This window comes from Amycolatopsis sp. NPDC089917, from assembly GCF_040684635.1.
GTDB lineage: Bacteria > Actinomycetota > Actinomycetes > Mycobacteriales > Pseudonocardiaceae > Amycolatopsis.
This window is the reverse complement of the sequence record NZ_JBFBGL010000043.1, coordinates 1-26,894: the sequence shown is the minus strand read 5'-3', so window position 1 is coordinate 26,894 and position 26,894 is coordinate 1. Positions and strand designations below refer to the sequence as shown.

The 26,894-nt window shown below is 69.7% G+C and carries 22 protein-coding genes; 13 read left to right on the top strand and 9 right to left on the bottom strand.

The genetic code is table 11. The features are described 5' to 3' along the window. Positions 1–27: 27 nt before the first annotated feature. The 7 genes from iolD to AB0N89_RS27675 are packed head-to-tail and all read right to left on the bottom strand — an operon-like array spanning position 28 to position 7,417. Positions 28–1,881, bottom strand: coding sequence for a 3D-(3,5/4)-trihydroxycyclohexane-1,2-dione acylhydrolase (decyclizing) (gene iolD, locus AB0N89_RS27705; protein WP_364209928.1), 1,854 nt, complete (start codon positions 1,879–1,881; stop codon positions 28–30). After that, positions 1,878–2,768, bottom strand: coding sequence for a 5-deoxy-glucuronate isomerase (iolB, locus tag AB0N89_RS27700; protein WP_364209925.1), 891 nt, complete (start codon positions 2,766–2,768; stop codon positions 1,878–1,880). The genes iolD and iolB overlap by 4 nt, the downstream gene beginning before the upstream one ends. After that, complete coding sequence (gene iolC, locus AB0N89_RS27695) at positions 2,765–3,697, bottom strand: 5-dehydro-2-deoxygluconokinase (protein WP_364209922.1); 933 nt, start codon at positions 3,695–3,697, stop codon at positions 2,765–2,767. The genes iolB and iolC overlap by 4 nt, the downstream gene beginning before the upstream one ends. After that, positions 3,694–4,479 (bottom strand): ATP-binding cassette domain-containing protein, encoded by a 786-nt coding sequence (locus AB0N89_RS27690; protein ID WP_364209919.1) that lies wholly within the window; start codon positions 4,477–4,479, stop codon positions 3,694–3,696. The genes iolC and AB0N89_RS27690 overlap by 4 nt, the downstream gene beginning before the upstream one ends. Next, positions 4,476–5,510 (bottom strand): ABC transporter permease, encoded by a 1,035-nt coding sequence (locus AB0N89_RS27685; RefSeq protein ID WP_364209916.1) that lies wholly within the window; start codon positions 5,508–5,510, stop codon positions 4,476–4,478. Before AB0N89_RS27685 ends, AB0N89_RS27690 begins: the two co-directional genes overlap by 4 nt. Then, complete coding sequence (locus AB0N89_RS27680) at positions 5,507–6,493, bottom strand: substrate-binding domain-containing protein (RefSeq protein ID WP_364209913.1); 987 nt, start codon at positions 6,491–6,493, stop codon at positions 5,507–5,509. Before AB0N89_RS27680 ends, AB0N89_RS27685 begins: the two co-directional genes overlap by 4 nt. 24 nt (positions 6,494–6,517) lie before the next feature. After that, positions 6,518–7,417, bottom strand: coding sequence for a sugar phosphate isomerase/epimerase (locus tag AB0N89_RS27675; RefSeq protein ID WP_364209910.1), 900 nt, complete (start codon positions 7,415–7,417; stop codon positions 6,518–6,520). A 113-nt stretch (positions 7,418–7,530) separates the two neighbouring features. Here AB0N89_RS27675 and AB0N89_RS27670 point away from each other — a divergent pair, with 113 nt between their 5' ends. The 3 genes from AB0N89_RS27670 (at position 7,531) to AB0N89_RS27660 (ending at position 10,425) form a co-directional block, all read left to right on the top strand. Continuing rightward, on the top strand, positions 7,531–8,535 hold the full coding sequence (locus AB0N89_RS27670) for a LacI family DNA-binding transcriptional regulator (protein WP_364209907.1): 1,005 nt from the start codon (positions 7,531–7,533) through the stop codon (positions 8,533–8,535). 4 nt (positions 8,536–8,539) lie between these two features. Then, complete coding sequence (locus AB0N89_RS27665) at positions 8,540–9,541, top strand: Gfo/Idh/MocA family oxidoreductase (protein ID WP_364209904.1); 1,002 nt, start codon at positions 8,540–8,542, stop codon at positions 9,539–9,541. 350 nt (positions 9,542–9,891) lie between these two features. Then, positions 9,892–10,425 carry a hypothetical protein gene (locus AB0N89_RS27660; protein ID WP_364209901.1) on the top strand — a complete coding sequence of 178 codons (534 nt, stop codon included), beginning with the start codon at positions 9,892–9,894 and terminating at the stop codon, positions 10,423–10,425. Here the strand turns inward: AB0N89_RS27660 and AB0N89_RS27655 are convergent. Further along, positions 10,422–13,409, bottom strand: a complete 2,988-nt coding sequence (locus AB0N89_RS27655) for a BTAD domain-containing putative transcriptional regulator (RefSeq protein WP_364209898.1) — start codon at positions 13,407–13,409, stop codon at positions 10,422–10,424. The genes AB0N89_RS27660 and AB0N89_RS27655 overlap by 4 nt on opposite strands. Positions 13,410–13,827: 418 nt before the next feature. Between AB0N89_RS27655 and AB0N89_RS27650 the strand changes: the two genes are divergently transcribed. From AB0N89_RS27650 to AB0N89_RS27635, 4 genes are read left to right on the top strand one after another with little or no spacing between them, the layout of a single operon-like run. Continuing rightward, positions 13,828–14,223, top strand: coding sequence for a GntR family transcriptional regulator (locus tag AB0N89_RS27650; RefSeq protein ID WP_005154882.1), 396 nt, complete (start codon positions 13,828–13,830; stop codon positions 14,221–14,223). Next, positions 14,220–15,083, top strand: coding sequence for an ABC transporter ATP-binding protein (locus AB0N89_RS27645; protein WP_364209893.1), 864 nt, complete (start codon positions 14,220–14,222; stop codon positions 15,081–15,083). Before AB0N89_RS27650 ends, AB0N89_RS27645 begins: the two co-directional genes overlap by 4 nt. 9 nt (positions 15,084–15,092) lie before the next feature. After that, positions 15,093–15,887, top strand: coding sequence for an ABC transporter permease (locus tag AB0N89_RS27640; RefSeq protein WP_364209890.1), 795 nt, complete (start codon positions 15,093–15,095; stop codon positions 15,885–15,887). 14 nt (positions 15,888–15,901) lie between these two features. Then, a complete protein-coding gene (locus tag AB0N89_RS27635) occupies positions 15,902–16,888 on the top strand; it encodes an ABC transporter permease (protein ID WP_364209887.1) in 987 nt (328 codons plus the stop codon). On the opposite strand, the gene asnB is transcribed toward AB0N89_RS27635, so the two are convergent. Then, complete coding sequence (asnB, locus tag AB0N89_RS27630; RefSeq protein WP_364209884.1) at positions 16,843–18,675, bottom strand: asparagine synthase (glutamine-hydrolyzing); 1,833 nt, start codon at positions 18,673–18,675, stop codon at positions 16,843–16,845. The two genes, AB0N89_RS27635 and asnB, sit on opposite strands and share 46 nt — an antisense overlap. Before the next feature lie 344 nt (positions 18,676–19,019). On the opposite strand from asnB, the gene kdpF reads away from it, so the two are divergent. The 6 genes from kdpF to AB0N89_RS27600 are packed head-to-tail and all read left to right on the top strand — an operon-like array spanning position 19,020 to position 26,777. Then, a complete protein-coding gene (gene kdpF, locus AB0N89_RS27625; protein WP_364209881.1) occupies positions 19,020–19,121 on the top strand; it encodes a K(+)-transporting ATPase subunit F in 102 nt (33 codons plus the stop codon). Next, positions 19,121–20,782, top strand: coding sequence for a potassium-transporting ATPase subunit KdpA (gene kdpA / locus AB0N89_RS27620; RefSeq protein ID WP_364209878.1), 1,662 nt, complete (start codon positions 19,121–19,123; stop codon positions 20,780–20,782). The genes kdpF and kdpA overlap by 1 nt, the downstream gene beginning before the upstream one ends. After that, positions 20,779–22,872, top strand: a complete 2,094-nt coding sequence (kdpB, locus tag AB0N89_RS27615; protein WP_364209875.1) for a potassium-transporting ATPase subunit KdpB — start codon at positions 20,779–20,781, stop codon at positions 22,870–22,872. The genes kdpA and kdpB overlap by 4 nt, the downstream gene beginning before the upstream one ends. 4 nt (positions 22,873–22,876) lie before the next feature. After that, a complete protein-coding gene (locus AB0N89_RS27610) occupies positions 22,877–23,488 on the top strand; it encodes a potassium-transporting ATPase subunit C (RefSeq protein ID WP_364209872.1) in 612 nt (203 codons plus the stop codon). A gap of 5 nt (positions 23,489–23,493) precedes the next feature. Continuing rightward, on the top strand, positions 23,494–26,079 hold the full coding sequence (locus AB0N89_RS27605) for a sensor histidine kinase KdpD (protein ID WP_364209869.1): 2,586 nt from the start codon (positions 23,494–23,496) through the stop codon (positions 26,077–26,079). Continuing rightward, positions 26,076–26,777, top strand: a complete 702-nt coding sequence (locus AB0N89_RS27600; protein ID WP_364209866.1) for a response regulator — start codon at positions 26,076–26,078, stop codon at positions 26,775–26,777. The genes AB0N89_RS27605 and AB0N89_RS27600 overlap by 4 nt, the downstream gene beginning before the upstream one ends. The last annotated feature ends 117 nt before the right edge of the window (positions 26,778–26,894 follow it).

The following is a 26,894-nucleotide window of genomic DNA, read 5'->3' as shown; positions in this document are numbered from 1 at the left end:
GTCCGGCTCACCGGACGCGGCCGCGCCCTAGCTCGTCACATAGCGCACCTGCCCGGACTTCCCGTGCTCGAAGCCTTCCCTGCCGGAAAGGTGCTCCGGGACGCCGACCTCCCACCAGGCACCGGCCTCGGTCCAGGAGTCCGGCTGGGTCCGCACCACGACCACCGCCGGTCGTTTCCCGGCCACCGCCGCTTCCCGTGCCTTCGCGTAAGCGGCTCGCACATCGTCCGAAGAGGACGCCGTGAACACCGCGCACCCCAGCGACTCCGCGTGCTTCGCGAAGTCGACCCGAGGCGGTGAGGCGTGCTCGGTCCGGCAGTCGGCGAGGAAGTTGTTGAACGGCTTGCCGCCCTGGCCCTCCTGGAGGCGGGCGATGACCGCGTAACCGTCGTTGTCGCAGACCACCGCGACGAAGGGATGCCCGGCGAAGGCGGCGGAGAACAGTTCCGAGTTCAGCATCAGGTACGAGCCGTCGCCGAGCATCGTGGTGACCAGGCCGCCGGTGTGCGCCATCGCCGCGCCCCACGCGCCCGCGAGTTCGTACCCCATGCACGAGAACCCGTACTCGACGTCCATGCTCACCGAGCCCGATCCACGCCAGCCGCCGATCAGCTCGCCCGGCATCCCGCCGGACGCGGTCATCACATAGTCGTGCGGCTCGGAGAGGTCGTTGACCGCGCCGACGACCTGGGCGTAGGTCGGTACGGTCAACGACTTCTCGGGGCCGGAAGCGGCGCGCAGGGTGTCGATGTGCGCGTCCCACCGGCCGCGTTCCGCCGTCGCACGCTCCGTCCACAAAGGATCGACCTGCCAGCTCTCCAGCTGAGCGGCCAGATCCGCGAGACCCGCGTCGGCGTCGGCGACGACGGCAAGCGCGCCGTGCTTCACCGCGTCGAACCGGGCGGCGTTGAGCGTGACCAGCCGGACGGCGGGCGAGAACACCGTCCAGGACGCCGTGGTGAAGTCCTGCAAGCGGGTGCCGACGGCCAGCACCACGTCCGCCTCGGCGGCCAGGACGTTCGCGGACGCCGAGCCGGTGACGCCGAGCGGACCGGCGTGCAGCGGATGCCCGTGCGGGACCAGCGTGCGCCCCGCCGTCGTTTCCGTGACCGGGATCCCGTGGCGTTCGGCGAAGGCCAGCGCGCGCTCGCCCGCGCCGGAGTACCGGACGCCGCCGCCGAGCACCAGCAACGGCTTCCGTGCCGACCGGAGCGCGCCCGCCGCTTCGGTGAGCGCCCGGCGATCGGGCCGCGGGCACGGCGGGCGATGGGTCACCGGTTCGAAGAGCGAGTCGGGGAAGTCGTAGGTCTCCACCTGGACGTCCTGCGGCAGCGCCAGTGTCACCGGGCCCGCGTCCGCCGGATCGGTGAGCACCCTGGCGACCTGCGGCAACGTCGAAAGCAGTTGTTCGGGCCGGGTGATCCGGTCGAAGTACCGGCTCACCGCGCGGAAGGCGTCGTTGACCGTGGCCGTCGGATCGCCGAAGTGCTCCACCTGCTGCAGCACCGGATCCGGGGCGCGGCTGGTGAAGGTGTCCCCGGGGAGCAGCAGCACCGGCAGCCGGTTGGCGTGCGCGACCCCGGCCGCGGTGACCATGTTCAGCGCGCCGGGCCCGATCGACGACGTCACCACGCCGACCTGCCGCCGATGCGTCGCTTTCGCGTAGCCGACCGCCGCGAGCGCCATGCCCTGTTCGGTCTGCCCTCGCCACAGGGGGAGTTCGTCGCGCCGCTCCTCCAGCGCGGTGCCGAGACCGAGGACGTTGCCGTGCCCGAAGATCGCGAACACCCCCGGGAACAGTGGGACTTCCCGCCCGTCCAGGGTTTCCGACCGCTGCGCGAGCAGCCAGCGCACCAGCGCCTGTGCCGTGGTCAGCTTCATGAGACCCGCCCTTCGTGGGTCGTGACCGGGCAGCGCGGGTCGAGTTCCTGGCCTTCCCAGGTCTCGCGGATCCACCCGTGCGCGGGGTCGTCGCAGAAGGCCATCGACCGCTCCTCGGCGGGGCCAGCCAGGACGTTCAGGTAGTACATCGGGTAGCCCGGCGCGGCGACGCACGGACCGTGATAGCCGCGCGGGATCAGGAAGACGTCCCCGTCCCGGACCGCGACGTCCTCGTCCAGCTCACCGTCCGAGGTGTACGTCCGATGGAGGCCGAACCCTTCGCGCGACGTCGTCACGCCGTCGCGCCCGGCGACGCGGAAGTAGTAGATCTCCTCGTTGACGACCTCGCATTCCGACGCCTCGTCGTGCTTGTGCGGCGGGTACGACGACCAGTTGCCGCCGGGCGTGATCAGCTCGCACGCGTTCAGCTTGTCCGCGTGGTCCCAGACGCCGGGTACGCCGAAGTTGGTGACCTGCCGCGTGGCCTGCCCCGCTCCGCGCACCTCCACCGGCACGTTCTCGGCCGGTCCGTAGCGCGGTTCGAGACGACGTCCGCAGCGCGCCATCGGCAGCGCGACCTCGATCCCCTCGACTGTCGACAACTCGACTTCGGCGTCGCGCGGGACGTAGGCGAAGTCCGTGACCCGGGTGAACACCGAATCGCGGCCGGCGAGCGCGAAGACGTGGCCGTCGACCCGGACGGTGCACGCGCCGGCCAACGGCAGGACGAACGCTTCGTACTCGCCGGTGCGCACGATCCTGGACTCGCTGGGGGCCAGCGAGAGAACCCTCAGGCCGCTGTAGGTCCAGCCCGCCGAATCCGGGGTGAGCCGGACCGGGTCCCGCTCGTCCGAAAGCGTCCCGAGTGGACGGTGCAGCTTGCTCACAGCAACTCCTCGATCTCGTCGGCGGTGGGCATGGCGTCGGCGCAGGCGAGCCGGGAAGCGACGAGCGCGCCCGCCGCGTTGGCGTAGGTGGCGATGCGCACCGGATCCCAGCCGGAGAGCAGACCGTGGATCAGCGCGCCGCCGAAACCGTCCCCGGCGCCGAGCCCGCAGACGACGTCGACCCGCTGGGGCGGCACGGTCCAGCGGCCTTCGGCGGTGGCCACGAGCACCCCTTCGGCGCCCTTCTTGATCACCGCCAGCCCGACGCCCCTGGCCAGCATCCGCGACGCGGCCTCGTCGGGGTCCGCCGTGCCGACGGCGACCTCCGCCTCGGCGCGGTTGCCGACCGCGACCGTGACGTGGTCGAGCATCCAGCCGATCTCTTCGCGCGCGGTCTCGGTGTCGGGCCAGAACATCGGCCGGAAGTCGAGGTCCAGCACGGTGTGTGCCCGGCGTCCGCGCCGCCGGAGCATCTCGCGCTGGGTGGCGCGGGCCGGTTCGGCGGAGACCCCGGTCCCGGTGACCCACAGCAGCGGCACCGTTTTCACGACGTCCCAGGGCACGTCGGCCTCGTCGAGGGTCAGGTCCGGCGCGATGGGGGAGCGGTAGAACAGCAGCGGCGGATCCGCGGGCGGGTCCAGCGCGCAGAACACCACCGGTGTCAGCAGGCCGGCCGACGTCCCGACGTGATCGGGGGAGACGCCGAAGTCTCGCAGGGCCTGCCGCACGTAGTCCCCGAAGCCGTCCGGGCCGACCTTCGTCAGCACCGAGGTCGAGCGGCCGAGCCGCGCGGCGGCGACCGCGACGTTGGTCGCGGTGCCGCCGAGCGATTTGGCGAAGGTGCTGACCCCGGCCAGCGGCACGCCGCTCTGTTCGGGGTAGAGGTCCACCCCGACCCGGCCGACGGTCAGTGCTTCGAGAGCGGTCATGAAGGGGACTCCGCGGCTCGCAATTCGTGTTCGAGGGCTTCCAGTTCCGCGCCGCCCGCCATCTGCCGGGTCAATTCGGCCAGGTCGATCCCGGACTTCTCGTAGGCGCCGAGCGGCGCGCCCCGTTTGAGCAACAGGAAGCGATCGGCCACCGGATAGGCGTGATGCGGGTTGTGCGTGATCAGCACGACGCCGAGCCCGCGATCACGGGCCTGCGCGACGTACTTGAGCACGACACCGGCCTGCTTCACGCCCAGCGCTGCGGTCGGCTCGTCGAGGATCAGCACCTTCGCCCCGAAGTGCACCGCCCGCGCGATGGCGACGCACTGCCGTTCGCCGCCGGACAGCGTGCCGACCGGCTGTTCGACGTCACGGAGGTCGATGCCCATGTCGGACAACGCCTTCTTGGTCGTCTCGCGGCCCTTCTTCCGGTCCAGCGCGCGGAACGGACCGAAGCCGACGGTCGGTTCGGAGCCGAGGAAGAAGTTCCGCCACACGCTCATCAGCGGGACGACCGCCAGGTCCTGGTACACCGTCGCGATCCCGCGATCGAGCGCCTCGCGGGGCGACGCGAACTTGACCGGCTCGCCCTCGACGAGGAACTCGCCCCGGTCGTGCTGGTGGACCCCGGCCAGGATCTTGATCAGCGTGGACTTGCCGGCGCCGTTGTCGCCGAGCACGCAGGTCACCTCGCCCGCGTTGACCACCGTGGAGACGTCACGCAGCGCGATCACGCTGCCGTAGGTCTTGCCGACGTCTTTGACTTCCAGGAGATGGTTCATCGCCGGACCCTTTCCGCGCGCCGCCGGAAGGCGTTGTTGACCAGGACCGCGGACAGCAGCATCACGCCGAGGAACAGCATGAACCAGTCGCTGTCCCAGCGGGCGAACACGATGCCCTGCCGTGCCATGCCGAAGATCAGCGCGCCGATCGCGGCGCCGATCGCCGAACCGAAGCCGCCGGTCAGCAGGCAGCCGCCGATCACGGCCGCGATGATGTACTGGAACTCCAGCCCGATGCCCTGGTTCGCCTGGACGCTCGCGAACCGCAGGATGTTGATCGAGCCGACCAGCCACGCGGCGAGCGCGGTGGTCATGAACAACATGATCTTGGTGCGCACCACCGGCACGCCGACCGCGCGCGAACTCTGCGCGGAGCCGCCGACGGCGAAGATCCAGTTGCCGAGCCGGGTCCGGACCAGCAGCCAGGCCGCCAGCACCGCGAACCCGATCCACCAGACGATGGAGATCTGGAAGGCCGTCCCGCCGACGTCCACCGTGGACGCGAAGACGAAACCGGCGGACTCGTAGCCGTCGGTCGAGCGCATCCCGGAGACCTGGACGGTGCCGGTGACCAGCCGGGTGACGCCGAGGTTGAGGCCTTGCAGCGCCAGGAACGTGCCCAGCGTGACGATGAAGCTGGGCAGTCCGGTGCGCATCACCAGCCAGCCGTTGAACGCGCCGACCGCGAGGGCGAAGACCAGTGACGCGAACAGCGCGAGCCAGACGTTCCAGCCCGCCTGCGTCGCCAGCGTCGCGGTGACGAGCGCGGTGGACGCCGTCATCACGCCCGCGGACAGGTCGAACTCGCCGCCGATCATCAGCAGGGACACGGCGACCGCCATGATCCCGAGCGTCGAGGCGTCGTCCAGCCAGGTCGCCACGCCGCTGCCGCTGAAGAACTGGTCGGTGACGACGGTGAAGAACAGGAAGACGACGACGGCGCCGAGCAGCGCGCCGATCTCGGGCCGGACGACCAGCCGGTCGAGCAGCCGCGGTTTCGCGATCCGTTCGTCGAGGGTGGTGGTTGTCATCGCGTGCCCCTTTGCACGTACTGGCCGACGGTGTCCACAGTGGATTTGTCGACCAGGTCGGGTCCGGTGAGCACCGGCTTCCCGCCGCCGACGACGTTCGCGTTGTCCCGGTAGAGCTTGAGGAACTGCACCGGCAGGTAGCCCTGCTCGTACTGCTGCTGGTCGACCGCGAAGACCACGTCGCCCGCCTTGATCGCGCCGACCACGTCGGTGTTGAGGTCGAACGTGCCGACCTGCGCCCGCGACCCGACCGCCTTGATCGCGCTCACCGCCCGCGCCGCGACCTGCGAGTTCAGCGTCAGAACGGCGTCGACCGACGAGTCGGTCTGCACCGCGCCCCTGATCCGGGATTCGGCGTCGGTGGGGTTGCTGATGTCGACCTGCAGGGTCTGCACGTCGCCCGCGAAACCGGTCTTGGCGCCGTCGCAGCGCTGGGCCTGCCCGACGTTGCCCGCTTCGTGGACCACGCAGAGCAGCTTCTTCTTGCCCAGCTCCTTGAACTTCTTCCCGGCCTCCTCGCCGGCGATGGTCTCGTTCTGCCCGACGTGGGTGAGCGCGCCGTAGCCCGCGCTCTTGTCCTCACCGGAGTTGATGGTGATGACCGGGATCCCCGCGCGGACCGCGTTCTCGATCGAGGTCTTGAGCGCCTCCGGGTTCGCCATCGACACCACCAGCCCGCCGACCCGCTGGGCGACCGCGTTGTCGATCAGCTTGGCCTGGTTGCCGGGGTCTCCGTCGGAGTTGTACTCGACCTGGACGCCGAGCTGCTTGCCCGCCTCCTCGGCGCCGTTCTTGACCACGTTCCAGAACGCGTCACCCGCGGTGCCGTGCGAGATGACCGCGACCCGCAGCGGCCCGCTGGGCTGGGTCGTCGCCGGGCCCGCGCCCGCGGCGGGTTTCTCCTCGGCCTTCGGCCCGGTGCACGCGGACAGGAGCAAAAACCCCGCCGCGACCGCCAAAGCCGCCTTCAAGCGATGGGACATCGTCGTCTCTCCTCGCTTCTTCCGTTACCTGGCAGCCGGGAGCCGGCTGACGATTCCGCCGAGATGCGCCAGGCTCCTGGCCACATCCCGCTTGGGCAGATCCTCCGGGCTCCCCTCGCTCAGCGCGGTGTCCTGTTCCAGTACGTACCACCCGTCGTAGCCCGCCGCGTCGACGAACCTGACCATCGCTTCGATGTCGACGTCCCCGTCACCGAGCGGGACATACAGACCTTTGCCCACTGCTTCGGCGTAGGGAAGCCTCCCGGCGCGGACGTCTTCGGCGAGTTCGCCGCGCACGTCCTTGAGGTGCAGGTGCCCGACCCGTTCGGGATGGCGCTGGGCCAGTGCGACCGGATCGGTCCCGCCGATCAGGAGGTGCCCGGTGTCCAGGCACAGCGGGAGGTCGGAATCGGCGAGGAAGCGCTCGACCTCTTCCCCGGTCTCCACGTGCGTCCCGACGTGCGGGTGCAGCACCGTGCGAAGTCCGTGGCGTGCGGCGATTTCCCTGATCTCCCTTGAGGTTTCGATCAGGTTCGTCCATTCGGCGTCGCTCAGCCCGGGACGGTCGTCGTAGCCGTCGAGCCCGGTCGCGGCGGCGAGCACGAGCATGTCGCCACCGCAGGCGGCGAACAAGGCGGAGGACTCTTCCGCCGCCTTCAGTGCGGCCTCGGGGTTCTCGTGCAGGACGACGGCGAGGAAGCCGCCGACCAGGTCGAGTCCGTGGCCACCGAGCAGCTGACGCAGCTCCGCCGGGTCTCGCGGCAGATATCCGGGCGGTCCGAGCTCGGTCGCTCGGACCCCCAGCCCCGCCATCTCGCCCAGTACGGTCCCCGCGTCGAGTACGCGGCCCCAGCCGGGGACTTCGCACACACCCCAGGAGATCGGGGCGGCGGCGATTCGGATCCGGGACGTCGTCACTGTCATCGGCGGCCTCCTGCGGCGGGTGCGGGGATCTGGGTTAGAGCGCTCTATTGATTAGAGCGCTCCAATCATGTAGCGTCCGTCACAGCAAAGTCAAGGGCAGGGGGTAACCGGAAATGGCACGACCGACCATGGAGGACGTCGCCGCGAAAGCGGGGGTGTCCCGTGCGCTCGTGTCCCTGGTGATGCGGAACGCACCGAACGTCTCGGACGAACGGCGGACGCGGGTACTGTGCGCGGCGCACGAACTGGGCTACGAGCCGCACGCGATGGCCAGGTCGCTGGCCAGCCGGACGTCGACCGTCCTCGGCGTGATGGTCTCCGACCTTCGTAACGCGTTCTTCGCCGATGTCGTCGAAGGTCTCGACGCGGCGGCGGAAGCGGCCGGATTCCATCTGATCCTCAACACCGGCGGCCGCAGCCCCGCGCGCGAGCGTTCGGCGCTGAAGAGCCTGCTGTCCTTCCGGCCCGCCGGGGTGATCCTGCTGTCGCCGGTGGTGCCCGCGTCAGCGATCGAGGAGGCGGCCGCCCAAGGGCCCGTCGTCCTGGTGTCGCGTACTTCGCGCGTGCAGGGAGTGGACACGGTGAACGACGACGGCGAAGCGGGCTCCGCGCTCGCCGTCGATCACCTGGTCTCCTTGGGGCATCGAAGGATCGCCCATCTGGACGGCGGGGTCGCCGCCGGTGCGGCGGCCCGGCGCCGGGGGTATCAGCAGGCCATGCGGCGGCATCTGCTGCACCCGCACATCGTGCGCAGCGAGCACACCGACACCGCCGGTGAGAAGGCCGTGCACGAACTCCTCGGCGACCCTCCTCTGGGGGGATTGCCGACGGCGTTGCTGGCGGGCAACGACTTCAACGCCGTCGGCGCGATCTCCGCGTTGGAAGAGGCGGGCCTGCGGGTCCCCGAAGACGTCTCCGTCGTCGGCTACGACAACACCTCGTTGGCCGCGCTGAAGCACATCTCACTGACCACTGTGGACCAGCCGCGTACGGAAATGGGCAGGCTGGCCGTCGAAGCACTGCTCGAACGGGTCCGGGGTGAACGCGCCGAACCGGTCCGGCATCTGCTGCATCCGTCGCTGGTGGTCCGTTCGACCACCGCCGCTCTGGAAAGGTAACGACATGAGGTTGGGACTCGCCGGCACCGGCCGGATCGGCACTTCGCACGCCGAAACCTTGAAGAGCTTCGACGAGGTTTCGTCCGTGGTCGTCGCCGACGTCGACGCCGTTCGCGCGGAGGCGGCCGCGGCCAAGATCGGCGTCGAGGCGGCAGCGGACATCCCCGCGCTCTTCGCGTCCTCTTTGGATGGTCTGGTGATCACGGCGGCGACGGACGCCCATCCGGAGCTGATCCTCAAGGCCGTCGACGCGGGGATCCCGGTGTTCTGCGAGAAGCCGGTCGCCGCCGACATCCCGGGTACCCTCGCGGTGATCGACAAGATCTCCGGTTCGGACGTCCCGGTGCAGATCGGTTTCCAGCGCAGGTTCGACGCGGGCTACGCGGCGGCCCAAGCGGCGGTGGCCTCCGGCGAGCTCGGCTGGCTGCACACCCTGCGCGCGACCACGCTGGACCCGGCGCCGCCACCCGCCGGGTACGTCGCGCATTCCGGCGGTCTGTTCCGTGACTGCGGGGTGCACGACTTCGACGTCGTCCGCTTCGTCAGTGGCCGCGAGGTCGTCGAGGTCTACGCCGTCGGGGCGAACAAGGGCGAGCGGTTCTTCGTCGACGCCGGTGACGTCGACACCGCGGCCGCGACCCTCACCCTCGACGACGGAACGCTCGCGGTGGTCTCGTTGACGCGCTACAACGGCGCGGGGTATGACGTCCGCCTGGAAGTCCTCGGTTCGGCGGGGAACGCCGTGGTGGGCCTGGACGATCGCGCGCCGCTGACCTCGGTGGAACCCGGCGTCCAGCCCCTGCCCGGCCCGGCCTATCCCGGGTTCATGGAACGCTTCCGCCCCGCGTACATCAGTGAGCTGAAGGCGTTCCTCGACGTCGCCGCCGGTCGCGCGCCGAGCCCGTGCGGCGCGGCGGACGCCCTGGAGGCGTTCTACATCGCTGAGGCGTGCGAGGTCTCCCGGCGTGCACGCCGCCCGGTCCGGGTGGACGAGGTCCGCGCCTGACGCCAGGGCGATCACTCGTGCTCAGGCGGCGATCTCGCGTGATCAGAGACGGAACTCGCGTGATCAGACGGACGACACGCGTGTCTGGAGAGACGACACGATAGCTGCCCGGCCCTGCCGTGAGTCGTCCGCCGGACCACACGTGTCGTCCCTCCAGTCACAGGTGTCGTCCCTCCAGTCACGCGAGTTCGCCGTCTGATCACCCGAGTTACGCCTTCGCGGACCGAATGGCCGCGCTGCGGAGGCAGGTTCCTGCCATGACGAGCCACCGACCGGGAGACCCTCGCTACGGTGATCGCCGACCATGACGGGCGGCCGCCGCCTGTCGCCGGAACGTGCGAGGAGCCCGGATGCACCCGAATCCACCGCAGCCCGGGTTTCCTCAGTACGGCCCGCCGCCGATGGCGGGCGCGTCCGCGCAAGGGGTTGGCGGACCGAGCCCGGTGGCGCCGCCCAAGCCGAGGGCGAACGCCGGGGCGGCGATGACCGCGGGCATCCTGGCACTGCTCACCGCCGCCATGCTCGTCTGGTTCGCGCTCTACAACGTCGTCCACGCCAGCGGGCCGGCAGGTCGCTGGTCCGGCGTGGAGGTGCAGAACGTGGGCTTCGGCGTCCTCAGCGTCGGGGCGCTGGTGGTCGCGGCGGGATTCACGTTCGCCCGCAGGATTCCCGGCGCGTGGACATTGTTCGGGCTCTGCGCGGTTTTCGCGGTGGCGATGCTTTTCGCGGCGCCACTGCTGTGGGGCACACCCCTCGACGCTCAGCTCAAGTGGATCTTCGGCTTCGGCAAGAGCAACGGTATCGCCATCGCGCTGGCGGTCATTTTCGCCGTCCTGACGACGATCATGGCCGCCATCGCCGGCAGCGTGAAGGCACGCGGCTAAAGCTCGTCCAGGATCAGCTTCGCGCGTTCCTCGACGAGCCGGTAGCCGGAGCGTGCGGCGAGTTCCAGTGCCAGTTCGCCGTGTGTCCGGGCTTCCGCGCGCTTTCCCAGTTGCAGCAAGGTTTCCGCGAGCCCGGTCCGCGCGGCGGCCTCGCACCAGAAGAAGCTGGTCGTCCGCGCGATCGACAACGCGAGCCGGTGATGCTCGGCGGCCTCCTCGGGCAGGCCGAGCCGCAGGCAGACCTCGCCGAGCCCGACGAGCGTCCAGGCTTCGGTGCCCCGGTCGCCGATCTTGCGGGTGAGTTCGACGGCTTCGAGAGCGTCCACACGGTTCTGCTCGCTCGGATCGCGCCTGCTTTCGAGCACCGCCCGACCGGAAAGCGCCGTCGCCTCGCCGTAGGTGTAGCCGAGTTCGCGGTTGGCCGCGAGCGCGCGGGTGTAGAAGTCGTAGGCGTCGTCGGGAAGACCGAGATCGCGGTGCACGTTGCCGAGATCGACCAGCAGCACCGCGACGCTGAACCGGGCGCCGTCCCGTTCGGCGACGGCCAGCGCGCGGGTGAAGTTCGCGAGCGCCTCGTCGAGCTGACCGGTCTGCCAGTACGGGAAGCCGAGGTTCGCCAACGCCATCGAGATCCCCGGCATGTTCAGTTCTTCGCACAGCCGCAGGGATTCCAGCCCGCAGCGGATCGCCTCCTGCGGGTCGCCGAGGCGCTGGTGCACGGCGCTCAGATTGTTGAGCACGGCTGCGCGACCGGCGTCCCAGCCGTCGAGGAGGTCCCCGCGCAAGGCGCTCGTCAGGTGTTCGCGGGCCTCGTCGTAGCGGCCGCTGTTGACGCACGCGAGCGCGATGCTCAGATGCATCGCGGCCTGCGCCTGTCCGGCGCCACTGCGGCGGGCGGCCTTGAGCGCCGTCGACGCGGTGTCGATCCATTCCGCGTGATGACCGCGCTGGTGGAAGAAGGCGCGGAGCGCGTCGGCCAGGTGCCAGGAGAACTCCGGCGGACCGTGTTCGGCGCTGTGCTCGACCGCCGAGGCGAGGTTCGGCCACTCGGCGTCGAGCCAGGCCAACGCCTCTTCGGTGTCGCCGAAGGGTTTGTCCTCCGGCTCTTCGCGTGGCAGGCGCAGGAAGTGCGGGATGAGGACGCGGCCCGCGGCGTCGGCGGTGGTCAGGTAACTCTCGAAAAGCCGCCTCTCCGCCGTGTCGCGTTCGGGCTTCGCGTCCTCCGACAACGTGCGCCCCGCCGCGAAACTGCGGAGAAGGTCGTGGAACCGGTAACGCCCCGGGGTGTAGCGCTCGACCAGGTGCGCCGCCGCGAGCGCTTTGAGCTGCTGGTTCGCCTTCGAGTGCGGGGCGCCGGTCAGCGCCTGCGCGGCGGGGGCGGTGAACGTCTGGCCGGGGACGAGCGCGAGCCGCCGGAACAGCAGCCGGTGTTCCTCGGGAAGCGCGCGATAGGAGACGCCGAACGCCGTGGTCACGGCGCTTTCCTCGGCGCCGTCGACGGTCAGTTCCGTCAGCGGGTCGCCACCGGCGAGCTCGCGCGCGAGTTCGGCGATCTCGGGCTCGCCGCTCGCGCCGAGGTTCGCCGCCGCGATCCGGAGGGCGAGCGGGAGGTGCCCGCACAGCCGGGCCAGCTCCGCGGCCGCGACGGCTTCGGCGGCGACGGTCTCGCTGCCGAGCACGGCTTCCAGCAGATGCCGCGCGTCTTCGGCGGGCAGCACGGACAGCGGGAGCGCGCGGGCGCCGGTGCGCGCGATGAGGTCGCCGAGCCGCTGGCGGCTGGTGACCAGGACCGTGCCCGACGGTGGCAGCAAGGGCAGCACCTGGCCGGTGTCGCGCACGTTGTCGAGGACCAGGAGCACCCGGCGGTCGGCGAGGAGGGACCGCAGGAGCGCGGCCCGCGTGTCGGTGTCCGGCGGGATGGCCTTGGGCGCGGTGCCGAGGGCTTGCAAGAGCTGCGTGAGCGCGACGGCCGGGGTGAGCGGTTCGTGATCGGGATCGAAACCACGCAGGTCCAGGTAGAGCTGACCGTCGGGGAACGCGTCGCGGACCCGGTGCGCCCAGCGGACAGCGAGCGCGGTCTTGCCGACGCCCGCGGTCCCGCTGATGACCCAGATGTCGGTGCCTTCGACCGCCTGCCGGGTCCCCTCGTCGAGCCGCTCCAGCTCGGACGCGCGCCCGGCGAACCCGCGGACGTCGTGCGGCAACTGCGCGGGGCGGATCGGGGCGGGCTTGGTCATGGCCGCCGCGGGTTCCAGGGCGGGATCGGCGGCGAGGATGGCGGCTTCCAGCCGTCGCAGCTCGGGCGAGGGGTCGAGCCCCAGCTCGGTGCCGAGACGGTCCCGCAAAGCGCGGAAGGCTTCGAGCGCGTCGTCGGTGCGGCCCTCGCGATGCAGCGCGAGCATGAGCTGCCCGACGAACCGCTGCCGCAGGGGATGCGCGGCGACCAGCTCGGTCAGTTCCGCGAGGACCTGCCTGCCCCGCCCGAGCCGCAACTGCGCGTCGGCGCGATCCTCCAGCGCGGTCCAGCGTTCCTCGTTCATGCCCCCGCGGAGCCGCTGGGCGACCTCGCCGCTCACGACGTCGGACAACGCCTCGCCCCGCCACAGGCCGAGCGCCTCGTCGAGGAGTTCCACGGCGGTTTCGTCGTCGGCTTCGCGGGCTTGCGCGGTCAGTTCGGTGAAGCGGTGCAGGTCGACCTGGCGTGGGTCGACCCTGAGCAGGTACCGGGTCCCCTCGGAGACGATCTCCGGCCCTCCCGCGCCGCGGAACACCGCGCGTAGCCTGGACACGAGCGCTTGAACGGTGTTCCGGGCACTCGCCGGCGGTTCCTCGGGCCAGAGCAGGTCGATGATCCGGTCGCGGGGCACCGGTTTGCCCGCCTCCAGCAGCAGAACCGCCAGCACGAGCCGTTGTTTGGGCGAGCCGAGATCGACCGGATCGCCACCGGCCCACGCCTCGACGGCGCCGAGGACGCGGAACTCCACGCGGCCACCTCCGCTCACCCTCGTCAGAGCCTGCAAGCGTAGTGCAAGCGCCTTGCATCCGGACGGCGCGATGCTTGCCCACGTGTCCACCGAGGACCCGTCGCCGGAACCGTGCCCAACCAACAAGACGGGCAGGACCCCCCATTCGGTTCCGGTACGACGGTGGGCACCTTCACCTTGCACAGGCACCGCCTTCTGACGGCGGTGGGGGTTGGGGGTAGTGCCAGCTCGACGTCTTCCCCCGTGTCGTCGAACTGGCGCTTCTTCTTGACTGGGGCTGGGGTTCTTCCGTGAAGGCCCCCTTGAGGGACTCAGAGTCCCTCAAGGGGGCCTTCACGGCTTTTCCGCGTGATCACTTGACAGGCGCGGACGTCTGCCTGCACCCTTTCACTACTTAATTAGTGAAAGGGTGTTGCCAGTGGTCACCTTCCACCTGGACAAGGGTTCGGGCGTCGCGACGTACGTCCAGCTCGTCCAGCAGGTCAAGAACGCCCTCCGGCTGGGATTGCTGGAGCCGGGGGACAGGCTGCCGACGGCGAAGGAAGTGGTCGCCGAGCTGGCGATCAACCCCAACACCGTCCTCAAGGCGTACCGCGAGCTGGAGCGCGAAGGGCTCGTCGAGGGACGGCCCGGCCTCGGCACCTTCGTCCAGAAGACGCTCGGAGGAGCTTCGTTCGCCGAACGCACGCGGTTGCGGAAGAGCCTGGGGGTCTGGGTCCGCGACGCGCGCGAATCGGGACTGGACCAGGAAGACGTCGAGGCGCTGTTCACCTCGGTGGTGGTCGATGGCTTTCGAGGGGAGCGAACGGCATGACCGATGAATCCGTGATCGAGGCGACCGGCCTCGGCAAGCGTTACCGCCGCAAGTGGGCACTGCGAGACTGCTCCTTGTCCGTCCCGAAAGGACGCGTCGTCGCCCTCGTCGGACCCAACGGCGCGGGCAAGACGACCTTCCTGCACCTGGCCGTCGGGCTGCTCGACGCGACCCTCGGCGCCGTCTCGATCCGGGGGACCGCCGCGTTCCTCGCCCAGGACAAGCCGCTGTATCCCGGCTTCAGCATCGCCGAGATGCTCAAGTTCGGCAGGCGTCTCAACCCCGGCTGGGACGACGAGTTCGCGCTCAAGCGCATCGAATCACTCGGGCTCCCCTTGAAACACAAGGTCGGCAAGCTGTCCGGAGGCCAGCGAGCACAGGTCGCGCTCACCCTCGCGCTCGCCAAACGCCCGGACCTCCTGGTGCTGGACGAGCCGCTCGCGAACCTCGACCCGCTGGCCCGGCACGAGGTCATGCGCGGGCTGATGGAGGCGGTCGCGGAGACCGGCATGACCGTCCTGCTCTCCTCGCACGTCGTCTCCGACCTGGAGAACACCTGCGACTGGCTGATCGTCCTCAACGGCGGCCGCGTGCAGGTCAGCGGCGACATCGACGACCTCGTCGCCGGGCACCGCATTCTTTCGGGACCCGTCGAGGAGGCCGACGCGCTGGCCAACCGCGTCGCGGTCGTCGACGAGGCCAGGGCGGGAAGGCAGGCGACCGTCTTCGCCCGGACCGAACCGGTCCCACTGGGTCCACAGTGGACCGAGCGGCCGGTGAACCTGGAGGAGCTCGTGCTCGCCTACCTGCGGCGGCCCGAATCCGCGAGCCTGCCTCGCCCGACACTGGCCTCGGCGTAAGGGGGAACGATGTTCTGGCTCACTTACCGCCAGCACCGGACACAGCTGCTGATCACCGCCGGGCTGCTCGTCGTCGTCGGGATCGTCCTGCTGGTCAACGGAAACGCCGTGGTGGGCAGTCCCGATCCGGCGAAGCTGTTCTCTGATCTGTACACGTATCTCTCCTGGCTCCAGGTCGTCCCCGTGGCGATCGGCGTCTTCTGGGGCGCGCCGCTGGTCGCGGCGGAATACGAACGCGGTACGACGAAACTCGTCTGGACCCAGTCGATCTCGCGGTTCCGCTGGCTCGGCGTCAAAGTGGGGTTCCTCGCCGTCCTCGCCACCCTCGGGGGGCTCGCGTTCGGCACGATGACGCAGCGCTGGATCGAGGTCTTCCCGACCGATCGCGGCGACACCGCCTTCACCAGCCGTTTCGACAATCCGGTCCTCTTCGCGATGACCGGTGTCGCGCCCGGCGCGTGGTGGCTCTTCGGCTTCGTGCTCGGCACCGCCGCGGGCGCGATCGTCCGCAAGACCCTGCCCGCCATCGCCGTCACCATCGCGGTGACGGTCGGCCTGATGATCGGCGTGGTCAACTTCCGTGACCGCTACGCCGAACCGGAACTCGTCACCCTGGGCACGGGCAGGGAGCCGGCCGGGCGGGTCCTCGAAATGATCAGGGACGCCACCGGGGAGATCACCGCGCTCAAGGTCCTGCCGCACGACTGGTACTGGCGTTTCCAATGGACCGAAGCCGCGATCCTGGCGGGCGTCTCGCTCCTGCTCGCCGTCTCCGCGACCTTCGCCATCCGACGTCGCTCCTAGGAAGGGAAACGTTCTTGTTCTGGCTCACCTGGCGGCAGCATCGCACGCAGCTGCTCGTCACCCTGGGGTTCCTGGCCGTGCTCGGCGGGATCCTGCTCCTGTCCGGGCAGGCCGCCATCGACGCCGCGAACGGCAGGACCTCCATGTATTGCCATGGAGGCGGCATCCCGTGCCGTGAGTACGACGCGGGGCTGGAGGACCTCTATCAGCGGATCTACCCACTGGTCGTGATGGTGCCGTTCATTCCCTTGCTGGCAGGCGTCTTCTGGGGTGCGCCGCTGCTGGCCAGGGAATACGAGCGCAACACCCATCAGCTCGCGTGGACGCAGTCGGTGAGCCGCGGCCGCTGGCTGGGCGTCAAGTTCGGCGTCCTCGCCGGATGCGCGGTCCTGGCCGGACTCGCTTCCGGGCAGATGTTCGGCGGGTGGCTGGAAATGTTCCCCGGCAAGGCGGAGTCCTTCGCCGAGACGTCCTACTTCGGCGCGGTCGGGGTCGCGCCCGCCGCGTGGTGGCTGTTCGCCTTCGTGCTCGGTGCGGCGGCCGGAGCGCTGGTGCGCAAGACCTTGCCCGCCATCGCGATCACGGTCGCGGTGTTCCTCGCGGCTTCGATCGCCTTGCTGCTGATGAGGCCGCACTACGCCGAGCCGGTGCGTACGACCGGCCCTGATGCGGCGACGGTGGGGGCGCTGATCGTGAAGGTGGGCCGAGTCGCGCCGGACGGCCGCGAGATGAATTCACTGGACGAGGTGCCCGGGTGCCCGAGGGGGCTGGGGAAGAACGCGTGCGCCGAGGCCGCGGGCTATCGGGACTTCACGGTTTACCAGCCCGTCGGGCGGTTCTGGCGATTCCAGTGGACCGAGGCGGGAATCCTGCTCGCGGCGACCGCGGTCCTCGGGGGGATCGCGGTAGGGGGAACGGTCCGCCGCCGTCGCGGAGACGGCGGCGGACCAGGGGCTCAGTCGAGCTGCAGTTCGGGCCGGTACAGGTCGAACCAGTGGTAGAGGTCCAGCGCCCGGTCGATCCCGGTGCGCTGGATCGACGGCATCGTCGCCGGGTCCACCTCGGTCGCGCGGTGCAGCCAGTCCCGGTCCACCAGTGAGAACACCGGGTTGTCCCGTTCGCTCAGGGCTTCCTTGGCCTGCTGCTGCAACGCCGCCGCGTAGCCGGGGTCCTGAGTGGACGGATACGGGCTCTTGACCCGGTCGCGCACCGAGGCCGGCAGCACATGCTTCGTGGCGTGCCGCAGCAGGCTCTTTTCCCTGCTGTCGAACGTCTTCAGCGACCAAGGCGTGTTGTAGACGTACTCGACCAATCGGTGGTCGCAGAACGGCACGCGCACCTCGAGCCCGACGGCCATCGACGCCCGGTCCTTGCGGTCCAGCAGCATCCGCACGAACCGGCTCAGGTGGAGGTTGCAGACCGTCCGCATCTTCCGGTCCTGCTCGCTTTCGCCGTCGAGGTGCTCGACCTGGGCGGCCGCGGTGGCGTACTGGTCGGCGATGTACCCGGGCAGGTCGAGCTTCTCCCGGACCTCGCCGCGCAGCAGGGCGCCGCGTTCGCTGGTGAGCCCCGTCCGGAAGGCGAGCCAGGGGAAGGTTCCCGAGTTCACCGCGCCTTCGTCGTGGAACCAGCGGTACCCGCCGAAGACCTCGTCGGCGGACTCGCCGGACAGCGCCACCGTGGATTCCGCGCGGATCGCCTTGAACAGCAGGTACAACGAGGTGTCCATGTCGCCGAGCCCGGCCGGGATGTCCCGGGCGGTCAGCACCTTGCGGCGGACCTCCGGGTCGCTGAGCTCGGCCGGGTTCAGCACGACGTCCTTGTGATCGGAGCCCACGAGCTGAGCGACGTCGCGGATGAAGGGCGAGTCCGGGGTGTCCCGCATCTCGTCCGGGGTGAAGTTCTCTTCCTGGCCTTGGAAATCGACCGAGAAGGTGCGCAGCCGTTCGCCCTGTTCGGCCAGCCTCGCGGCGGCGAGGCCGGTGACGGCGCTGGAGTCGAGCCCGCCGGACAGCAGGACGCAGCGGGGCACGTCGGCGATCAGCTGGCGGTGCACGATGTCGGTCATCAGCTCGCGGACCCGCTCGACCGTGGTCTCCTGGTCGTCCGTGTGCTGCTTCGCGTCGAGCTTCCAGTACGTCCGCGTGCGGATCCCGGAGCGGTCGACGGTGACGATCGTGCCGGGCTCGACCTCGTGCATGCCCTTCCACAGGGACCAGCCCGGGGTCTTGGTCATCGACATCAGCTCACGCAGGCCGTCGGTGTCGACCACCTTGCGCGCCAAGGGATTCGCGAGGATCGCCTTCGGTTCGGAGCCGAAGAGGACGCCGTCCGGGGTCGGGTAGTAGTAGAACGGCTTGATGCCCATCCGGTCGCGGATCATCACGAGCTTCTCGTCGCGCTCGTCCCAGATCGCGAAGGCGTACATCCCGTTGAGGTGGTCGACGACCTCGTCGCCCCACTCCAGGTAGCCGTGGAGCACGACCTCGGTGTCGCTGTCGGTCTCGAATTTGTGGCCCCGCTGGGAAAGTTCCTCGCGCAGCTCGGTGAAGTTGTACGCCTCGCCGCTGTAGACCATCGTGGCCAGCCCGGCTTCGGACATCGGCTGCCTGCCGCCCGGCAGGTCGATGATCGCCAGCCGCCGGTGACCCAGCGCCACCTGGGGCCGCACCCAGGTGCCCGAGTCGTCGGGTCCGCGGCACGCCATGGTCGCGGTCATCGCGTCGATGACCTCACGGCGTTGTGTCAGGTCCGTGCCGAAGGAGACCCACCCTGCGATTCCGCACATCGCTACCTCCTGGTGATTAGTTAGCACATACAACTATCCGTAACACCGGTGTAACACGCTTCACGCGGCTTGTCTGCCCGAATTGCACGCTCCGTCCTCGGTGCGTCACCGTCTGTGGGGCACATCACCGGGCATCAAGAACCCGTAAAGGCACCCGATCGGGGCATCAAGAGGCCGTCAGTCGATCACCGGAACCGGTCTGACCAGGCGCAGTGTTGCGGAGTCCTGGTCACCGATGGGGTGACCTGTCCTGAGAGGTGCCTAGTGGCCGACTTGCTCTACGCCGTGCTCCTGATCGGCGTATTCGTGGTTCTCGCCCTGACCCTTCGCGGTCTGGAAAAGCTGTGACCGGCACGGGAACTCTTGCCAACTTCGTCGGCGGACTGCTGGCGCTGGGGCTGATCGTCTATTTGTTCATCGCACTGGTCAGGCCGGAGAAATTCTGATGTCAGACACGATGGCCGGCCTCTTGCAGGCCGGCCTCCTCCTCGTCGCGCTCGCCGTGGTCTACCGGCCACTGGGCGACTACATGGCGCGCGTCTTCTCGACCGAGAAACACACCAAGGCCGAACGCGGCCTGTACCGCCTGTTCCGGGTGAACCCCGGATCGGAACAGCACTGGAAGACCTACGCGTCCGCCGTGATCGGCTTCTCGTTCGTCTCCGTCGTGTTCCTGTACCTGCTTCAGCGGCTCCAGGCGATCTTGCCGTGGAGCCTCGGCAAGGAACCGGTCTCGCCGGCGGTCGCCTTCAACACCGCCGTCAGCTTCGTGACCAACACGAACTGGCAGTCCTACAGCCCCGAAGCGACCATGGGTCACTTCGTGCAGATGGCCGGCCTGACGGTGCAGAACTTCCTGTCCGCCGCAGTCGGCCTTTCGGTCGCCGTCGCGGTCGTCCGCGGCTTCGTGCGCGCGAAGACCGACCGCCTCGGCAACTTCTGGGTGGACCTGACGCGCGGCACGATCCGGATCCTGCTGCCGATCGCGTTCGTGGCGGCGATCGTCCTGATCGCGCTCGGCGTCGTCCAAAGCCTCAAGAGCGGCGTCGACGTCCTCAATCCCGACGGCAGCACCAGCAGGATCGCGCTCGCGCCCGCCGCGAGCCAGGAAGCCATCAAGGAACTCGGCACCAACGGCGGCGGCATCTTCAACGCCAACTCCGCCCACCCGTTCGAGAACCCGAACGCCTGGACCAACCTGATCGAGATCTTCCTGATCCTGGTCATCCCCGTCTCGCTCACGCGCACGTTCGGCAAGCTCGTCGGCAACACCAAACAGGGTTACGTCCTGCTCTCGGTGATGGCCACGCTGTTCACCGCCATGCTCGCGGTGACGTGGCTTTCCGAAGCCCACGCGAGCGGCCCCGCGTCGCTGGCCGCCGGGGCGAACCTGGAGGGCAAGGAACAGCGGTTCGGCATCGGCCTGAGCTCGCTGTTCGCCACCGCGACCACCGGCACGTCGACCGGCGCGGTCAACGGCGCGCACGACAGCTACAGCGGGCTCGGCGGCGGCGGCGTCCTGCTCAACATGCTGCTGGGCGAGATCTCGCCGGGCGGGGTGGGCACCGGTCTTTACGGCATCCTCGTGATGGCCGTGATCGCGATGTTCCTCGCCGGGCTGATGGTCGGCCGGACACCGGAGTACCTGGGCAAGAAGCTCGGCAAACGCGAGGTCACCTGCGCGGCGGTCGCCATGCTGGCGATGCCGACCGTGGTGCTGCTCGGCTCCGGGATCGCGCTGATGCTGGCCGACACCCCGGCCGCCATGACCAACTCGGGCGCGCACGGCCTTTCCGAGGTCCTCTACGCCTACGCGTCGGCGGGCAACAACAACGGCAGCGCGTTCGGCGGGCTCACCGTGACGAACGACTGGTTCCAGTCGTCGCTGTCGGTGGCCATGCTGCTCGGCCGGTTCATCCCGATCCTCGCCGTGCTGTGCCTCGCCGGATCCCTTGCCTCCCAGAGGAAGGTCCCGGAGACCGCCGGCACGCTGCCCACCACCGGACCGCTCTTCGGCACGATGCTCGCGGGCACGATCGTGCTCGTCGCGGCCCTCACCTTCATCCCGGCGCTCGCGCTCGGGCCCATCGCAGAGGCACTCGCATGACCGTCACACAAGAACGTCCCCCGGAAGAGGTATCCCAGCACCACGTGGAGAACGCGGGCCGGGTCGGCGCCGGGATCTTCAGCCCGCGCCAGCTGCTGACCTCGCTGCCGGAGGCACTGCGCAAGCTCAACCCCAAGCACCAGCTGGCCAACCCGGTCATGTTCGTGGTGTGGATCGGCTCGGCGCTGACCACCGTCTTCGCGATCACCGACCCGAGCGTGTTCACCATCCTCATCACCATCTGGCTGTGGTTCACCGTCCTGTTCGCGAACCTCGCCGAGGCCGTCGCGGAGGGCCGGGGCAAGGCGCAGGCGGAAACCCTGCGGCGCAGCAAAAAGGAGACCGTCGCGCGCCGTCTCACCGAGGACGGCGACGAGGAGACCGTGCCGGGCGCCGACCTGCGCGTCGGCGATCTCGTGGTCGTAGAAGCCGGACAGGTCATCCCGGGTGACGGCGACGTCGTCGAAGGCATCGCGACCGTCGACGAATCGGCCATCACCGGCGAGTCGGCCCCGGTCATCCGTGAATCGGGCGGCGACCGGTGCGCGGTCACCGGCGGCACGACGGTGCTCTCGGATCGCGTCGTCGTGAAGATCACCACCAAACCCGGCGAGTCCTTCGTGGACCGCATGATCGCCTTGGTGGAGGGCGCTTCCCGGCAGAAGACGCCGAACGAGATCGCGCTGACGATCCTGCTCTCGACGCTCACGATCATCTTCCTGCTCGCCGTCGTGGCGCTGCAGCCGATGGCGGGCTACTCCGGCAGCCAGCAGTCCGTGATCGTGCTGACCGCGTTGCTGGTCTGCCTGATCCCGACGACGATCGGCGCGCTGCTGTCCGCGATCGGCATCGCCGGGATGGACAGGCTGGTTCAGCGCAACGTCCTCGCGACGAGCGGTCGCGCGGTCGAGGCCGCAGGCGACGTCTCGACGCTGCTGCTGGACAAGACCGGGACGATCACCTTCGGCAACCGCAAGGCCACCGAGCTGATCCCGGTCGGGCTGTCCACTGTGGACGACATCGCCAAGGCGGCCAGGCTGTCCAGCCTCGCCGACGGCACCCCGGAAGGCCGCAGCATCGTCGAGCTCGTCGCGCGGGAGCACGGTCTCGCGGAGACGGCGTCCGCCGACGAGAAACTCGCGGACTTCGTCGAGTTCACCGCGCAGACCCGGATGAGCGGCATCGACATCGGCGAGCGCCAGGTCCGCAAGGGGGCCACCGCCGCGGTCCGGGAATGGGTCCGCGAACGCGGCGGCGACATGCCGGACGAGACCGAACGCGTCGTCGACGAGATCAGCCAGCAGGGCGGGACCCCGCTGGTGGTCGCGGAGTACGACGGCACCCAAGCGTTCGTGCGCGGCGTGATCCGGCTGTCCGATGTGGTCAAACCCGGGATGAAGGAACGGTTCGTCCAGCTCCGGTCGATGGGCATCAAGACCGTCATGATCACCGGGGACAACCCGCTGACGGCCAAGGCCATCGCTCAGGACGCGGGTGTCGACGACTACCTCGCCGAGGCCAAACCCGAAGACAAGATGGCGCTGATCAAGAAGGAGCAGGAGGGCGGGCGGCTGGTCGCGATGACCGGCGACGGCACCAACGACGCCCCCGCGCTGGCGCAGTCCGACGTCGGCGTCGCGATGAACACCGGGACCTCCGCCGCCAAGGAGGCGGGGAACATGGTGGACCTCGACTCCGACCCGACGAAGCTGATCGAGATCGTGGAGATCGGCAAGCAGCTGCTGATCACCCGCGGCGCGCTGACCACGTTCAGCGTCGCCAACGACCTCGCGAAGTACTTCGCCATCCTGCCCGCGATGTTCACCGGCATCTTCGCCCAGCTCGGCGCGCTCAACATCATGCAGCTCGCGACGCCGAAGTCGGCCATCCTCTCGGCGGTCATCTTCAACGCGCTGATCATCGTCGGGCTGATCCCGCTCGCCCTGCGCGGCGTCCGGTACAAGCCGTCGTCCGCCTCGGCGCTGCTGCGCCGGAACCTGCTGGTCTACGGCCTCGGCGGGATCGTCAGCCCGTTCCTCGGGATCTGGCTGATCGACCTGCTCGTCCGTCTCATCCCTGGAATCGGGTAACGCCATGAACGCACTGCTGAAGCAGACCCTCGCCGGGCTGCGTGTCCTGCTCGTCTTCACGGTCCTGCTGGGTGTGATCTACCCCTTGGGCGTCTGGGCGGTCTCCCGGATCCCCGGCCTCCAGAGCAACGCCGAAGGTTCGATCATCACCCAGAACGGGCAGGCGGTCGGCTCGTCCCTGATCGGGGTCGACCCGGTCGCGGCCGACCCGGCCAAGGACCCGTGGTTCCACAACCGCCCGTCCGCGGGTTCGAAGGACGTCCTCGGCCCCGGTGACCCGTCGTCGTCCGGAGCGTCGAACAAGGGCCCGTACAACGAGGACCTGGTCGCCGCGATCGGCGAACGCAAGAAGCTCATCGCCGCCCGGGAGGGCGTCCAGGAGTCGCAGGTGCCCGCCGACGCGGTGACGACGTCGGGATCGGGGATGGATCCGGCGATCAGCGTCGCCTACGCGGACCTGCAGATCCCGCGTGTGGCGCGGAACACCGGCCTGTCCGAGGAGAAGGTCCGGCAGCTCGTGGCCGAGAACACGAGCGGCGCCGGGATCGGGGCGCCGGGCGTCACTGTGCTGAAGGTCAACTTGGCCGTGCGCGAAGCGGCCGGAGGAGCACACTGACGGACGTGGACGAGAACACGACCAAGCCGCGCCGGGGTGAGCTGAGGATCTACCTCGGCGCGGCCCCGGGCGTCGGCAAGACCTACGCGATGCTCGGCGAGGCGCGCCGCCGCCTCGACCGGGGCACCGACGTGGTCATCGGCCTGGTCGAGACGCACGGGCGCAAGAAGACCGCGGAGCTCGTCGAAGGGCTCGAAACCGTGCCACGCCGCCGGTCCGAGCACCGCGACCGCGAGTTCGAGGAGATGGACCTCGACGCGCTGCTCGCCCGTGCCCCGGAAGTCGCGGTGGTCGACGAACTCGCGCACACCAACGTGCCGGGTTCGCGCAACGAGAAGCGCTGGCAGGACATCGACGAACTGCTCGCCGCCGGGATCGACGTCCTCTCCACGGTCAACGTGCAGCATCTCCAGAGCCTCAACGACGTCGTCGAGCGGATCACCGGTGTCACCCAGCAGGAGACGGTGCCCGACGAGGTCGTGCGACGGGCCGGGCAGCTGGAGCTGGTGGACATCACGCCCGAGGCGCTGCGGCGGCGCCTGGCGCACGGCAACGTCTACCCGGCCGAGCGCATCGACGCCGCACTGGGCAACTACTTCCGGCCCGGCAACCTCACCGCGCTGCGGGAGCTCGCGCTGCTGTGGGTCGCGGACCAGGTCGACGTGGCGCTGCAGCGGTACCGGGCCGAGCAGAAGATCACCGACACGTGGGAAGCACGCGAACGGGTGGTCGTCTCCATCACCGGCGGCCCGGAGAGCGAGACGCTGATCCGCCGCGCGAGCCGTATCGCGAACCGCGCGGGCGCCGAACTGCAGGTGCTGCACATCCTGCGCGGGGACGGGCTGGCCGGGATGGGGCCGACGGCGGTCGGCAAGTACCGGAAGCTGACCGAAGAGGTCGGCGCGACCTTCCACACGGTCGTCGGCGACGACGTGCCGACGGCGCTGCTCGACTTCGCCCAGGGCGTGAACGCGACCCAGCTGGTCGTCGGGACCTCGCGGCGGTCGCGGGTGGCGCGGCTGTTCGACGAGGGCATCGGCGCGGCCGTCGTCCAGCGGTCCGGCCCGATCGACGTCCACATGGTCACGCACGCCCAGGCGGGCGGACGGCTGCGCGCCCGGTTCAGCCGGAGCCCGCTCACCCCGTCCCGCCGGCTGACCGGCTGGGCGCTCTCGCTGGTGCTGCCCGCGCTGGCGACGTTGCTCGGCGTCGTGCTGAGGGAACAGCTCGACTTCTCCACCGACGTGATCGACTACGTCCTCGCGACGGTGCTGGTCGCGCTCATCGGCGGGCTCGGGCCCGCGCTGCTCGCGGCGGTGGTCTCGGCCGGGCTGCTGAACTTCTTCTTCACCCCGCCGCTGTACAACCTGACCGTCCACGAACCGCGCAACGTGATCACGCTGGTCGCGATGGTGCTGGTGGCGATCCTCGTCGCCGCCGTCGTCGACACCGCCGCCCGGCGCGCGACGCAGGCCGCGCGGGCGCGGACCGAGGCGGCCTTGCTCGCCTCCTACGCGCGAACCGTGCTCACGCACACCAACCCGATCGAGCGGCTGCTGGAGAAGGTCCGCGAGAACTTCGGGATGACCTCGGTGACCCTGCTGGAAAAGCGCGACGGGAAGTGGAAACGGGTGGCGAACGCCGGCACGGATCCCTGCGCCGACCCGGATCAGGCCGACGCCGACATCGCGGTCACCGCCGACGTCCACCTGACCTTGCGCGGCCGGGCGCTGCCCGCGTCGGACCGGGGTGTGCTGGAAGCCGTCGCCGGGCAGGCCCTGCTCGCGCTGCGGCAGCAGCGGACGGCGAAGGCGGCCGTCCGCGCCGAGCGCAAGGCCGAGGCGACCGAGCTCCGCACGGCCCTGCTTTCGGCCGTGGGACACGACCTCCGGACCCCGCTGACGTCCATCAAGGCGTCCATCGGCAGCCTGCGCGCCACCGACATCTCCCTGTCCGAAGAGGACACCGAAGAGCTGCTCGAAGCGATCGAGGAATCGGCGGACCGGCTCGCCGGGCTGATCGACAACCTCCTCGACTCGTCGCGGCTGGCGACCGGCGCCGTCCGGCCGCTCCTGCGCCCGGTCGGCTACGACGAGGTTGTCGCGCACGCGCTGTCCAATGTGGACAATTCGGAGTCGGTCGTGGTCGCGATCGACTCGCGGCTGCCGTCCGTATGCGCCGACCCCGGCCTGCTGGAACGGGTCGTGGCGAACGTGGTCGACAACGCGCTGCGGCACGGGGCGTCCGGCGAGGCGGTCTCGGCGCGGGCCAGCACGCATTCGGACCACGTCGAACTGCGCATCATCGACCACGGGCGCGGGCTCAAGAAGGGCACCGCGGACTCGGCCTTCGCGCCGTTCCAGCGGCTCGGGGGAGACCGGGACAGCGTGCCCGGCGTGGGACTGGGGCTGTCGGTCGCCAAGGGGTTCACCGAGGCGATGGGCGGGCGGATCCGGGCGGAGGACACGCCAGGCGGCGGGCTCACCGTCGTCATCTCGCTGCCCGCATATGTTGGTCAGGATCCGGAAAAGAGCCTCCTCGCCTTCGATGACGAGGGCCTGGAAAACGAAGAGGAGGAGCGAGTGCGATGAGCGCCGAGACCGCGTCGGCGACCGTTCTGGTCGTCGACGACGAACCGCAGATCGTGCGAGCCCTGCGGATCAACCTGTCCGCCCGCGGCTACAAGGTGATCACCGCGCACGACGGGACGGCCGCGCTGAAGGCCGTCGCCGAGACCAAACCCGACGTCGTCGTACTCGACCTCGGCCTGCCCGACCTCGACGGCACCGAGGTGATCGCCGGGCTCCGCGGCTGGACGACGGTGCCGATCATCGTGCTGTCCGCGCGCGGCGACTCGGCCGACAAGGTGCAGGCCCTCGACGCCGGCGCCGACGACTACGTCACCAAACCCTTCGGCATGGACGAACTCCTCGCGCGGCTCCGCGCCGCCGTGCGGCGTTCGGCGACGTCCAGTGTGGACGGTGCGGACGCGGTGGTGGACACCGGCTCCTTCCGCATCGACCTGGCGGCGAAGAAGGTGCGCCGGGACGGCAAGGAAGTGCACCTCACCAAGACCGAATGGGGCGTGCTGGAACTGCTGGTGCGCAACCGGGGCCGTCTGGTGGCGCAGAAGCAGCTGCTGCACGAGGTATGGGGGCCGACCTACGAGACCGAGTCGCACTACCTGCGGGTGTACCTGGCGCAGCTGCGGCGGAAGCTGGAACCGGAACCCTCGCGGCCGCGGCACCTGCTGACGGAACCGGGTATGGGGTACCGCTTCGAAATGTGAACCGCCGGTCCGTCTCTTCCTGCCCGTCCGGCTCCTCTGGCGTCCTCGAGTGTCATGAAAGGGTCGTTCAGGACGTTTTTCGTCCTGAACGACCCTTTCAAGACAATGACACCGGGG